Genomic DNA, 12,244 nt, shown 5'->3' with positions numbered 1-12,244 from the left:
GGCAAATCCTCGACGGTTTGCTGAGAGGAATGTCGGCCGAGCCAGCGCTTAGCCATGGATGACCGCACCTCGATGCACGGTCTGGCGGCAGAACGGCAAGTCGTCAGATGGGCCGAGCCGCGGCAACGGGGGCACGCGCGAACGCGGGTCGGTCGACCAGCGCTGGACGGCGTCGCGCGGCGCGCTGACATCGAGGGTTCCGGCGTCCCACACGGCATAGGAGGCGGGCGCTCCCGGGACCAGTGTCCCCACGTCGCCGTCGCGTACGCCGGCGGCTCGCCAGCCGCCGCGGGTCGCCGCAGCGAACGCGGCGCGCGCCGATACCGCGCTGCCCGGTGTGTGGTGATTGACGGCCGCACGCACGCTCGTCCACGGATCGAAGCCGGTTACCGGGGCGTCGGAGCCAAGGGCGAGGGGCACGCCTTGGGATGCTAACAGCGCAAGCGGGTTGAGCTGGCAGGCTCGCTTCGAGCCGAGGCGCTGGACGTACATGCCCTCGGCGCCGCCCCACAGCGCGTCGAAATTGGGCTGGACGCTTGCGATCACACCCCACGCCCCCAGCTTTGCCGCCTGCTCGGCGGTCACCATTTCCAGATGCTCCAACCGGTGCCCGCAGCGCGCGACGGCCACCACCCCGAGGTCTGCCACGACGCGTTCGAGCGCGTCAACCACCGCCGAGGCCGCGGCGTCTCCGATTACGTGGAAACCGGCCGTCACCGCCGCCTCGGTGCACGCACGCAGGTGTGCGGCGATCGTCTCGGCGTCGATATGGCAGGTGCCCAGGCATCCGGGTGCGTCGGCGTATGGATCGTGCAGCCAGGCGGTGCGCGACCCCAGCGCGCCGTCGACGAACAGGTCGCCGGCCAGCCCGCGGGCCCCGGTTTCGGCCATCAGCGCGCGCGCTTGCTCGGCAGTGGTCACCGGCTCACCCCAATAGCCGATCACCTCGACGCCGTGCACGAGCTCGCGCAGCTGCAGCCAGTCGTCCAGCCCACCGATTTCGGGGCCGGCGCATTCGTGCACTGCGACGACGCCGGCCGCGGCCAGCGCATCCAGCGCGGCGACCCGTGCCTCGGCGAGCTGAGCCGCGGTCAACAAGTCTCGTGCGGCCGCCCGGATCAGATGATGCTCGCCCTCGGTGACCGGATGCTCGCTCACCGGCAGTTCCGGAACCCGTCGCCGCAGGCTCGTCGTGGCCAGCGCGGAATGCACGTCGACGCGGGCCAGGTAAGCGGGCCGGTCGCCGAGCACCAGGTCCAGGTCGGACGTGCTCGGCGGGGTGTTCTCGGGCCAGGCCGACTCGTCCCACCCGTGAGCCCACACCGGCTGCCCTGGGTGCGCCGCCGCGTGGTCGGCGAGCAGCTGCAGACAGTGCGCACGCGAAGTCGCGGGCCGTAGATCCAGGCCGGTGAGCGTCAGTCCGGTGGCGCTGAGGTGGATGTGACTGTCCACGAAGCCCGGCGCCACGAATCCGCCGTCGAGATCCTGCACTTCAGCGTCCGGAAACTGCTTGCGGCCGACATCATCGCTGCCCAGCCAAGCGATCGACGCGCCGCGCACCGCCATGGCGGTGGCGTCCGGGTGAGTTGGGCTATGGACCCGACCGTTCACCAACAGTTTGGTGGGCATCACAGGGCAGGTTAGCGCCCATACGGCAGGACGGGTGGTTCGACGTCGATCACGTCGATGACCTCGCCGTCGATGTAGTCTCGGCGTTCGGTGCCGGCCGGTACGTCGGTGATCAGCGATATGCGCTGCTGAAAGCCCCGGCCCGCGATGGCCGCCAGACCGGGGCGAACGACCGCCCGCACGGGCGGGATGAGTAGCAACAGGCCAATAGCGGTGGTGACCAGACCGGGAATGGTGACTAGGCCTGTTGCCACGGTGACCAGAGCGCCGTCGCCCAGCGCGCTGCGCGGGTCGGTCAGGCCGGATCGCAACTGCACGAACTTGCGGCTGAGCTGCCACCCACCCATCGGAGCCCAGACGACCAGCCCCAGGATGAAGGCGGCGAGCAGCACCAGCACCGTCCAGCCGAAGCCGATCGCCGCCGCCAGCCCGATCACCGCCATGAGCTCGACGACGGCATAAATGAGAAGCAGCCGTCCTACCATGTGACGCCAACGTATGCGGGCCACAGTGGAGTTCCGCGAACGATCGCAACACGGCTGCAGTTAGATGTCGCTATGACGACGGTAGAAATCGACACTCCCGCCGGACCGATCGATGCCATGTTGGGCATGCCTGCGGGGGAAGGTCCGTGGCCGGGCGTTGTCGTCGTGCACGACGCCGTCGGGTACGCCCCGGACAAAGAGTCGACCTCCCGGCGAATCGCCCAAGCGGGATATGTGGCGCTCACGCCCAACATGTACGCGCGCGGCGGCCGCGCACGTTGCATCACCAGAGTGATGCGCGAGCTGTTGACGCAGCAGGGCCGCGCCCTCGATGACGTGCTGGCCGCCCGCGATCACCTGCTGGGCATGTCCGAGTGCTCCGGGCAGGTCGGGATCGCCGGCTTTTGCATGGGCGGTCAGTTCGCGCTCATTCTGTCGCCCAAGGGTTTCGGCGCCTCCGCCCCGTTCTACGGCACACCACTGCCCCGCCATCTCAGTGAAACGCTGGACGGGGCCTGTCCGATCGTGGCGAGCTTCGGTGCCCGCGATCCGCTGGGCCGGGGCGCCGCCGATCGGCTGCGCAAAATCACCACAGCCAATAACATCACCGCCGACATCAAGGCTTATCCCGGTGCGGGGCACAGCTTCGCCAACAAGCTGCCCGCCCAGCCGCTGATCCGCATCGCTGGTTTCGGCTACGACGAGGCGGCGACCGAGGACGCGTGGCGCCGGGTTTTCGCATTCTTCGGTGAACACTTGCAGTCAAAGGAGCAGTGAGATGCGTGCATTTAAGGTCGGCGCCTGCGCCGGTTTCGTCGCGTTGGTGGTCGCAGCGGGCGTTGGCGTTGGCCAGCCGAAGGCGGGCGCAGAACCGTTCACCGCCGCAGAAGAAGAAGTGGTCGGCCTGCTCCCGCCGGGCTATGCGGCCAGCTCGTGCACCCGGGCCACCAACCCGTTTCCTAATGCGATCGCCAGCCTGGACTGCACCGACGACGCGAACTCCGAGACTCCGGACTACGCGCGCTTCACGCTGTACGACAAGTTGGATGCGTTGAACGCCGACTTCGCTATCACTATCGGCGGCATGGCACTGGCGCCCTGCCCGGGCGGCAATGCGTCGCCGGGAACATGGAATTACGGGCCGCACCTGAGCCAACCGGGCGGCAGGATCGCCTGTGGCAGTGTCGAGGACCAGTCGGACGTGGTGTGGACCCGCGACTCTCAGCTGCTGCTGGCCACCGTCAACGGCGGGCCCAGCCTGAACGACCTGTACTCATGGTGGCAGCGCTACGGCGCCGCGACCTGACCCCAAAACCCGCTGCGCCCCTTTATTTTCTGCGATACAGCAGTCGCGAAGGTGTGCGTGTCGCCGGGCCAGCGCGCGGACAGATAAGTACCGTCGTCGACAACGAACGCCGGCCGCGAATCGGTCGCGGTGTCGCGCACCATTCCCGAGGATTTCAGCCACGCGTTAGGCGTGCCGCGTTGGACGTCGCAGAAATCCGCAGCGTCCTTCAGTGCGCGAGTGACTTCGGCCTGAACGGACATGTAGCCGCTGCTTTGGCCGGGCTCCTCGCTGTAGGTGCGGTAGTAATCCGGGTCCCAGAAGCGGGTCAGACGAGTCAGACGCCAAGCGGTGCGTTCCAGCGCCCAGGTCAATGCCGTGGTGCGGCGTCCGTAGAGCACCGAATGACCAGTTGCGGGATCAATGCTGCGAGCGGCAAGCAGCACGCCGTGACAGATCGCTGCCACGATCACATCCCGCTTGAAGGCGGTTACGACGAGCCGTTGGAGGATGTCGCTGTCGATGTAGCTGCGCATTCCGCGGGCGCGATGGCCGCCAGGCAGCAGCAGCGCATCGATGCCGTCGAGGGTGGCTTGCGCCCAGCTGACTGGATGCCGAAATTCGCTGGACCCCAGCATTTCTCGATATGCACGGCGGCCGTCTTTGTTGGCGCGCAGCACCCGGCCGATGAGCGAGACGGCACCCAGCGCCGGAAGCTGCGACCACAGATCCAAACCGCGGCCGGTCACCATGATGTCGTCGGCGACGCCGGGTGTGCCGCTCTCGGTGGCAAAGATGACCCGGTGCCCACTATTGGTCAGCACTCGCCAGCTGACGGCCACCTCGGTTGGGTCGAAATCGCGATCCGGGATCGGGATCAAGACAGTGCCCATTGCCGCTAGCCTTGCGCCACTTTCAGCTCAAGTCCGACGTTCTTGTCCATACCGCCACGCAGCTTGCTGAACAGATTGAAGACCTTGCCCAAGATCCCATACCGCTTGCCGATCGCGTCATAAACGGCCGCGGTTTGGGAGGCGTCGAGGATGGTGGCGGTCCCTTCGACAGCCTCGCTTTTCGGGCGACCGCGAACGTCGCAGATGGCCATCGTCACCTTTGGGGTGTTGCGGATCCGCTTGACCTTCCAGGACTTTGCCTCGGTAATGACGAGTAGGCGATCGCCGTTGGCGGCGGCCCAGACAGGGACCGGCTTGGGGCGGCCGTCTTTGGTGAAGGTGGTCAGCAGAATGTATTGCGCCTTGGCAAGGTCGGCAAAGGTGGGGATCACGGGTGTCAAGTTACCCCGCGGCGTGCCGCCAGGACATGAGGCGTTGACAGTCACCCCAAGCTAAACGAAAATAACATTTTCAGATAAGGGACTCACGAAAGCGGGGAACGCGTGAGTGAGTGACTCAAACAAGCCGCTTGCTTGGTTGCCGTTCGCCATCGCCGAGGCAGCCTTGTCCGAGTCGGGCACTGATGTCGACCTAGACCAGGCATGGTCTTATCTGTTGAGCCAACTCCGCGAGTCGGCGCGCATCGTGAAGTCGCATGCTGCGAAGTGGAATCGCGCCGATCTCGCGGCCGGCATGCGACACCTCCTCGTGCTGCTTAGCGCCGGCATCGATGAGGTGCTGCGCTTTGATCCGGATCCGGTCCTCGCGGTCTGCCCCACCAGCACTGATGACATCCTGACCTGGGGCATGGAATGTCCGGACTGCATCTACACCAGAGCCGTCCTGCGCGGCGGCGAAAGTTACCGATTGTTCGGCAATCGCGGCACCGCACGCTATGTCGGGCTGCAGACGATGAACGGCATCACGGCGACCGCGAACGAGTTGGTCGACGAACTCGAAGTCGATGCCGATGGGAACTTCGAGGTCGCGCTGTCGATCGAGGAGCGGACAGGCAATTGGATGCGCATAGAGGGCGCCCATCCAACATTGACCGTGCGGCACTTTTTCTATGACTGGGACACCGAGGTCACATCCTCGCTGCGGATTGAAAGGCTTGACGATCCGGTAAAGACTCAAGGCGGCATGGCCGATCCTGGCGTGATCTTGTCGCGGCAGGTGGTTGCCCTTGGCGACTTCGTCCGTGACAACCTGGCCTTCTTCCTCCAATTCGGCGCCGCGCCGCCACCGAACGGCTTCCTGCCACCGATCGACCGCACCGATATCGGTGCTGCCGCAGAGAACAGGCCGGTAATTGGCCGCTGGGAGCTGCGCCCCGACGAGGCACTCATTGTCGAAGTCGAACCGCCCGAAGGAATCTACTGGAGCTTTTCCATCGGCAACGCGTGGTGGGAAACCATTCACTACGGGCGCCACCAATCTAGCCTTAATGCCCATCAGGCGGTGCTGGATTCCGACGGCCTGGTACGTGTGGTGTTGTGCGCGGATGATCCCGGCGTCGCCAATTGGCTCGACACCGCCGGCCACAGCAACGGTCCGATCATCTTCCGTTGCGTGCGAACCAAAACCGCACCGATACCAGCGGCGCGAGTGGTACGGGTCAACGACATCCACGCCGAGTTGCCTTCGGACACAATGATGGTCACGCCCGAGCAACGAGCGTCCGTTCTCAGCGCGCGCCGCCGCGCGGTGCAGGAAAGGTTCGGACGGTGACGTTCAGCGCCGACGAATTGGAAGAAGGGGCTTGCGCTGCAACGGGTCTCGAAGATTTCGGTTCAACGTACTATCGCGAGGGACTGGAACGCATCGTCGAAGCACTCAACACGGAGGCAAATCTCAACGACATCGGCCGGATCATCCAGCATGCGACCATCAGCAACGCCTTGATTCAACGCCTCAAGGTTGAAGACACCTATCGCGAGCACCCCGAGATTGACGACGAGGTAGTCGGCGGTCCCGTCTTTGTGATCGGCTTGCCCCGCACCGGCACGACCGCCCTGAGTCAACTTGTCGCTGCAGATCCTCAGTTCCGGTCACTGCGGATGTGGGAATCTCAGGCACCCGCCCCGCCGCCGGAAACGGCTACCCAGGACACCGATCCGCGCATCGCGCAGGCGCAGGCCGGCTTGAAGATGCTCGACGAGATGTTCCCGTTGATGAAAACGCTTTACAACTCCGAGCCGACGGCCGCGACTGAATGCCAAGACCTGATGGGCATGAGTTTCCGTACCTTTCATTTTGACGGCGCTGTTCACGCGCCGAGTTACCTGGCGTGGCTGATGGACTGCGACATGAGCGGGACCTACATCTATCACCGCCGCGTGCTAAGGCTCTTGCAATGGCATTGCCCCCCGACTCTGTGGCACCTCAAGACACCGGTGCACATGTTCGCACTTGACGAACTCATCGAGGCCTACCCGAACGCAAAATTCCTTTGGAGTCATCGCGATCCGGCCAAAGTGTTGGGATCGGTATGCAGCCTGATCCACTATGTACGCAGCTGGAGCAGCGACCGCGACGATGCCAAGGAGCTGGGCGCCGAGCAGGTCGATAGTTGGGTTGAAGGCGTGCGACGGGCAATGAATTTCCGCAACCGAGCGGGCGACGGCCGATTTGCCGATGTTTCCTTCGCCGAATTGCAGCGCGACCCAGTGGGTTCGGTGCGATCCAGCTACACGTCTTTGGGTTTGACGTTCAGCGACGCTACTTTGCATGCCGTCGAGCGGTGGGCAGAGGGGCACCGGCCCGGATCCCGCGGAGCGCACGATTACGACCTTAGCGATTACGGGCTGACCGCCGACGGCGTTCGCGAGCGGTTCGCGGACTACCTCGACACCTACGATGCAACTGCCTGACCGCGTGCGGCCTTCTCGCACGCGTAGACGCGACAAGCTGGCCCCGGATCCCACGGTCCGCCGCGAGATCCTGTCCGCCGCCTCAATTACGCTGCGTGAGGAAGGAGTTCGAGGACTTAGTGTCGCAACAGTGTTAGATCGAGCGGGTTTGAGCACCCGCGCGTTCTATCGGCATTTCGACTCTAAGGACGAACTGGTAGCGGCGGTATTCGTGGAGATGGCACGCGCCGAGAAACGCCGGCTGCGGCGCCGAATGGATGCTGCCGCCAACGAAGTCGAGGCCGTGACGGCCTGGATCGACGGGCGGCTCGATTTGGCGTTCGACGACAACATCAAGTCCGATTTGCGCCGGGCGTCTATGGAGGCTCAATCTCAGATGTTCGCTTCACCTCACCTGGTTCAGCTCGCTTACCAGGAGATGCTCGAGCCGCTAACCGACGCGCTTCGGCGCGGGCTGCGGCTCAGAGTGTTCGATCACATCGATCCGCTGACCGAGGCACAGTACATCCATGGCGTGGTGTGGGCGGGCACCGAGCGACAATGGACGATCGGTGACTGTGACCGCAACGAGGTTCGCGAACGCATTCTGCGCTTCTGCTTGCGCGGGCTAGGCGTGACGGCGGAAACGATCGCTATGTGCATCAACCGCTAGGAGGCATCGATGGACTTGGGTTTCGCCGGATCGACGGCCGTGGTGACGGGCGGCAGCAAGGGGATGGGACTTGCCATTGCCGAAACCCTGGCAGCCGAAGGAGCCAGCGTCGCCGTGATGGCAAGGGGCCGCGAAGCTCTCGACGTCGCGGTCAAGTCACTGCGTGAGGCCGGCGCCCCGGACGCGGTGGGGATCAGCGTCGATATGGCTGATGCCGAGTCGATCACCCAGGGTTTCGGTGTTGTCTCCCAGCGGTGGGGGCAACTCAATTGCCTGGTGCACACGATTGGGCCGGGCGACGGCTATTTCGAGGAGATGGACGACGCGCAATGGAACACAGCGTTTGCGCTCGGCACGATGTCGGCAGTGCGATCGATCCGCGCCTCGCTGCCGCTGCTCCGCGCCGCCGAGTGGGCCCGCATCGTGACCCTTTCCGCGCACTCGATTCAGCGGCAGAACCCGCGAATTGTCGCGTACACGGCCGCCAAGGCGGCATTGGCCAGCGTCACCAAGAACCTGTCGAAAAGTCTTGCCAAGGACGGCATCCTGGTGAACTGCGTGTGTCCCGGAACGATCGTCACCGCCAGCTTCACCGAAGTATTGAAAGATATATTGGCTGCCGACGGCCTCGATGCCAGCAATCCGCGCGACGTTATGACGTGGATCGACAATAACTTTCACCAACCCTGCGACCTCGGTCGCGCCGGCCTGCCCGAGGAGGTCGCCTCAATCGCGGCCTATTTGGTGTCTCGGCGCAACGGCTACGTCACTGGCGCCACGGTGAACGTGGATGGGGGCTCGGATTTCATCTGACGCTCCTCAGCCCTCCAAATCGCCCTCGGTTTCCAGCAGTACCTGGCGTAGCCCATCGAGGGTGTCGGGCTGCGGCTCGGCCCACATGCCCCGTCCGGCCGCCTCCAGCAACCGTTCGGCCATCCCGTGCAGTGCCCACGGGTTGGACTCCGTCATGAACTTGCGATTCTCCGGATCCATCACGTAGCGCTCGGTGAGTTGTTCGTACATCCAGTCGGCCATCACACCGGCGGTGGCGTCGTAACCGAACAGGTAATCGACGGTAGCGGCCATCTCGAAGGCACCCTTGTAGCCGTGCCGGCGCATCGCGGCCATCCACCGCGGATTGACCACGCGGGCCCGGAACACCCGTGTGGTCTCTTCCGAGAGCGTGCGGGTGCGGATGGCGTCGGGCCTGGTGTTGTCGCCGATGTAGGCGGCAGGGGCCTGGCCGGTGAGTGCGCGCACCGTGGCCACCATGCCGCCGTGGTACTGGAAGTAGTCGTCGGAGTCGGCGATGTCGTGCTCGCGGGTGTCGGTGTTCTTGGCGGCCACCGCGATACGGCGGTACTGGCGGTTCATATCGTCGGTGGCGGGCCGGCCGTCCAAACCGCGCCCATAGGCGAATCCGCCCCATGCCGTGTATACCTGTGCAAGATCGGCGTCGTCGCGCCAGTTGCGGCTGTCGATCAGCTGCAATAGCCCGGCACCGTAGGTACCCGGCTTGGACCCGAAAATTCTTGTGGTGGAACGTCGTTGGTCGCCGTGCTGGGCCAGGTCGGCTTGGGCGTGCGCACGCACATAGTTGTCGCCCAGGGGCTCTTCGAGATCGGCGACCAGCCGCACCGCATCGTCGAGCATGGTCACGACATGCGGGAAGGCGTCGCGGAAGAAGCCGGAGATCCGCACTGTCACGTCGATGCGCGGCCGGTCCAGTTCGGCCAGTGGAATAGGCGCGAGATCGACGACACGACGTGACGCATCGTCCCAGACCGGCCGAACACCCAGCAGCGCAAGAACTTCGGCGATGTCGTCACCGGAAGTGCGCATTGCCGAAGTGCCCCACACCGACAGACCAACCGACTGCGGCCATTGCCCATGGTCATCCCGATAGCGGGCCAGCAGTGAATCGGCCAGTGCCACACCTGCTTCCCAAGCGAGCCGCGAGGGTACCGCTTTGGGGTCGACGGAGTAGAAATTGCGGCCGGTCGGCAACACGTTGACCAGTCCCCGCAGCGGTGAGCCGGACGGGCCGGCCGGAATGAAGTGACCGTCGAGCGCCCTTAGCACCTGGTCGATTTCGGCTGCGGTCCCGGCCAGTCGCGGCACCACCTCAGTCGCCGCGAACCGTAGCACCGCTGCCACGTCGGTGCTTTCGGTGATGCCGTCGACTGCGGCCGGATCCCAGCCGGCGGCCTGCAACGCGGCAACCAGCCCACGCGCGGCGGCCTCGACTTGGTCCACCGAGGTGCGCTCGTCGGTGCCGTCCTCGGCCAGACCCAGCGCCTGGCGCAGTCCGGGTAATGCGTGCTCACCGGCGAACAGCTGACGGGCCCGCAGGATCGCCAGCACCAGATCGAGTTCTTGTTCGCCCGTGGGCTGTTGGGCCAGGATGTGCAGGCCGTCGCGGATCTGTACGTCCTTGATTTCACACAGCCAGCCGTCGACATGCAGCAGCATGTCATCAAACGAGTCCTCTTCGGGGCGCTCGGTCAGCCCTAAGTCGTGGTCCATCTTCGCCGCCCGGATAAGCGTCCAGATCTGCTGGCGGATGGCGGGCAGCTTGCTGGGGTCAAGGGCAGCGACGTTGGCATGCTCGTCGAGTAGCTGTTCCAATCGGGCTATGTCGCCGTAGGTTTCGGCGCGGGCCATCGGCGGAATCAGGTGGTCGACGAGTACCGCGTGTGCTCGTCTCTTGGCCTGGGTTCCTTCGCCGGGGTCGTTGACCAGAAACGGGTAGACCAAGGGCAGGTTGCCCAGCGCGGCATCGGATCCGCAGGCCGCCGACATGCCCAGTGTCTTGCCCGGCAGCCACTCCAGGTTGCCGTGCTTACCCAGATGCACCACCGCGTGGGCGTTAAAGCCCGCGTCGAGCCAACGATAGGCGGCCAAATAGTGGTGACTGGGCGGCAGGTCCGGATCGTGATAGATCGCTACCGGGTTCTCGCCGAAGCCGCGCGGTGGCTGCACCATCAGCACAAGGTTGCCGGCTTGGATTGCGGCGATGACGATTTCGCCGTCGGAATCCCTGCTGCGGTCGACGAACAGCTCTCCGGGCGGCGGCCCCCAGTGGGCTGTGACTGCCTCGGCCAGTTCGGCGGGCAGGGTGGCGAACCAGTCGCGATAGTCCTTGGCGGACACCCGGATCGGGTTGCCGGTCAACTGGGCCTCGGTGAGCCAGTCGGCGTCTTGCCCACCGCGTTCGATCAACGCATGGATCAGGGCGTCGCCGTCATTGGAGTCGACACCGGGTATGTCGCCCACCTGGTATCCGTGCTCACGCATCGCCCTCAGTAACGCGACCGCGCTGGCCGGCGTGTCCAGTCCGACTGCGTTGCCGATGCGGGCGTGCTTGGTTGGATACGCCGAAAACACCAGAGCAACCCGTTTGTCGGCGGGTGGGACATGGCGTAGTTGTGCGTGCCGCACGGCCAGACCAGCCACCCGCGCACACCGCTCCGGGTCTGCCACATAAGCGATGAGCCCGTCGTCGTCAATCTCCTTGAACGAGAAAGGGACTGTGATTATCCGGCCGTCGAATTCGGGCACCGCCACTTGGCTCGCCACGTCCAGCGGGGACAGGCCGTCGTCGTTGTCGCGCCACTGATCACGCGGGCTGGTCAGACAGAGGCCTTGCAGGATCGGGATATCCAGCGCCGCAAGGTGTTCCACATTCCAGCTGTCGTCATCGCCGCCGGCCGACGCGGTGGCCGGCTTCACTCCCCCGGCGGCCAATACGGTGACCACCATGGCGTCGGCCTCGCCCAGCGTGTCCAGCAACTCGGCTTCGGCGGTACGCAATGAGGCGGTGTAGACGGGCAGCGGGCGCCCGCCGGCGTCTTCGATGGCGCGGCAGAGTGCCTCGACATAGGCGGTGTTGCCGGCAAGCTGCTGCGCGCGGTAGTAGAGCACCGCGATGGTAGGGCCGGTGCGATCAGCCGTCGGATAATCCAGCACCCCCCACGTCGGGGTCACTACCGGCGGTGTGAAACCGAGTCCGGTCATCAGCACGGTGTCGGACAAGAAGGCGTGCAGCTGACGCAGGTTATCGACGCCGCCATGAGCGAGGTAGATGTGGGCCTGCACGGCGATGCCGGCGGCGACGGTCGACAGGTCGGTCAGCTCGGCGTCGGCCGCTTGCTCACCGCTGACCAGCACGGTCGGCAGGCCACAGGCCAGCACGGTGTCGATGCCGCTCTCCCAGGCACGGTAGCCACCCAGAATGCGAACCACCACAATCGCAGCGTCGACCAGCAAGTCGGCCAGGTCGAGGTCGCAGAGTCGCGACGGGTTGGCCCACAGATAGTTCTTCCCGCTGGATCGGGCGCTGATCAAATCGGTATCGGAGGTCGACAACAGCAGGATGGTCGGCTCAGCCACCCGTCATTCGTACCGCAGTGCGTTGGAACCGCAAG

Annotated in this window: 11 protein-coding genes; 6 read left to right on the top strand and 5 right to left on the bottom strand. The window is 65.1% G+C overall.

Going from position 1 to position 12,244, the window contains the following annotated elements; all coding sequences use genetic code 11:
• Positions 1–48: 48 nt before the first annotated feature.
• Both AWC27_RS14635 and AWC27_RS14630 read right to left on the bottom strand, forming a co-directional pair.
• A complete protein-coding gene (locus AWC27_RS14635; protein ID WP_085671147.1) occupies positions 49–1,629 on the bottom strand; it encodes an amidohydrolase in 1,581 nt (526 codons plus the stop codon).
• An 11-nt stretch (positions 1,630–1,640) separates the two neighbouring features.
• The gene (locus AWC27_RS14630) at positions 1,641–2,114 is read right to left on the bottom strand and encodes an FxsA family protein (protein WP_085671146.1); all 474 of its coding nucleotides are present in this window, start codon (positions 2,112–2,114) and stop codon (positions 1,641–1,643) included.
• Positions 2,115–2,186: 72 nt separating this feature from the next.
• On the opposite strand from AWC27_RS14630, the gene AWC27_RS14625 reads away from it, so the two are divergent.
• Both AWC27_RS14625 and AWC27_RS14620 read left to right on the top strand, forming a co-directional pair.
• Positions 2,187–2,891 carry a dienelactone hydrolase family protein gene (locus AWC27_RS14625; protein WP_085671145.1) on the top strand — a complete coding sequence of 235 codons (705 nt, stop codon included), beginning with the start codon at positions 2,187–2,189 and terminating at the stop codon, positions 2,889–2,891.
• A gap of 1 nt (position 2,892) precedes the next feature.
• Positions 2,893–3,420: a hypothetical protein gene (locus tag AWC27_RS14620; RefSeq protein WP_085671144.1), complete on the top strand. Its 528-nt coding sequence runs from the start codon at positions 2,893–2,895 to the stop codon at positions 3,418–3,420.
• Here the strand turns inward: AWC27_RS14620 and AWC27_RS14615 are convergent.
• On the bottom strand, positions 3,402–4,292 hold the full coding sequence (locus AWC27_RS14615; RefSeq protein WP_085671143.1) for a type 1 glutamine amidotransferase domain-containing protein: 891 nt from the start codon (positions 4,290–4,292) through the stop codon (positions 3,402–3,404). The two genes, AWC27_RS14620 and AWC27_RS14615, sit on opposite strands and share 19 nt — an antisense overlap.
• A 5-nt stretch (positions 4,293–4,297) precedes the next feature.
• The gene (locus AWC27_RS14610; protein ID WP_085671142.1) at positions 4,298–4,684 is read right to left on the bottom strand and encodes a PPOX class F420-dependent oxidoreductase; all 387 of its coding nucleotides are present in this window, start codon (positions 4,682–4,684) and stop codon (positions 4,298–4,300) included.
• Between the two features lie 115 nt (positions 4,685–4,799).
• Here AWC27_RS14610 and AWC27_RS14605 point away from each other — a divergent pair, with 115 nt between their 5' ends.
• Genes AWC27_RS14605 through AWC27_RS14590 form a run of 4 tightly spaced genes read left to right on the top strand, consistent with a single transcriptional unit; the run spans position 4,800 to position 8,630 of the window.
• Positions 4,800–6,023 (top strand): DUF1214 domain-containing protein, encoded by a 1,224-nt coding sequence (locus AWC27_RS14605; protein WP_085671141.1) that lies wholly within the window; start codon positions 4,800–4,802, stop codon positions 6,021–6,023.
• Positions 6,020–7,165 (top strand): sulfotransferase family protein, encoded by a 1,146-nt coding sequence (locus tag AWC27_RS14600; RefSeq protein ID WP_085671140.1) that lies wholly within the window; start codon positions 6,020–6,022, stop codon positions 7,163–7,165. Before AWC27_RS14605 ends, AWC27_RS14600 begins: the two co-directional genes overlap by 4 nt.
• Positions 7,152–7,817, top strand: coding sequence for a TetR/AcrR family transcriptional regulator (locus AWC27_RS14595; protein WP_085671139.1), 666 nt, complete (start codon positions 7,152–7,154; stop codon positions 7,815–7,817). Before AWC27_RS14600 ends, AWC27_RS14595 begins: the two co-directional genes overlap by 14 nt.
• 9 nt (positions 7,818–7,826) lie before the next feature.
• Entirely contained in the window at positions 7,827–8,630 is an 804-nt protein-coding gene (locus AWC27_RS14590; RefSeq protein ID WP_085671138.1) for an SDR family NAD(P)-dependent oxidoreductase, read from the top strand.
• A 6-nt stretch (positions 8,631–8,636) separates the two neighbouring features.
• On the opposite strand, the gene cobN is transcribed toward AWC27_RS14590, so the two are convergent.
• Positions 8,637–12,209 carry a cobaltochelatase subunit CobN gene (cobN, locus tag AWC27_RS14585; RefSeq protein WP_085671137.1) on the bottom strand — a complete coding sequence of 1,191 codons (3,573 nt, stop codon included), beginning with the start codon at positions 12,207–12,209 and terminating at the stop codon, positions 8,637–8,639.
• Positions 12,210–12,244: the final 35 nt, after the last annotated feature.

It is taken from the genome of Mycobacterium szulgai (assembly GCF_002116635.1).
Classification (GTDB): Bacteria; Actinomycetota; Actinomycetes; order Mycobacteriales; family Mycobacteriaceae; genus Mycobacterium; species Mycobacterium szulgai.
This window is presented reverse-complemented; position numbering and strand designations above follow the sequence as displayed.

What these genes read in the sequence shown, in the direction of transcription:
- AWC27_RS14635 (WP_085671147.1), bottom strand. Translation starts at nt 1,629, where the DNA reads ATGCCCACCAAACTGTTGGTGAACGGTCGGGTCCATAGCCCAACTCAC.
- AWC27_RS14630 (WP_085671146.1), bottom strand. Translation starts at nt 2,114, where the DNA reads ATGGTAGGACGGCTGCTTCTCATTTATGCCGTCGTCGAGCTCATGGCG.
- AWC27_RS14625 (WP_085671145.1), top strand. Translation starts at nt 2,187, where the DNA reads ATGACGACGGTAGAAATCGACACTCCCGCCGGACCGATCGATGCCATG.
- AWC27_RS14620 (WP_085671144.1), top strand. Translation starts at nt 2,893, where the DNA reads ATGCGTGCATTTAAGGTCGGCGCCTGCGCCGGTTTCGTCGCGTTGGTG.
- AWC27_RS14615 (WP_085671143.1), bottom strand. Translation starts at nt 4,292, where the DNA reads ATGGGCACTGTCTTGATCCCGATCCCGGATCGCGATTTCGACCCAACC.
- AWC27_RS14595 (WP_085671139.1), top strand. Translation starts at nt 7,152, where the DNA reads ATGCAACTGCCTGACCGCGTGCGGCCTTCTCGCACGCGTAGACGCGAC.
- AWC27_RS14590 (WP_085671138.1), top strand. Translation starts at nt 7,827, where the DNA reads ATGGACTTGGGTTTCGCCGGATCGACGGCCGTGGTGACGGGCGGCAGC.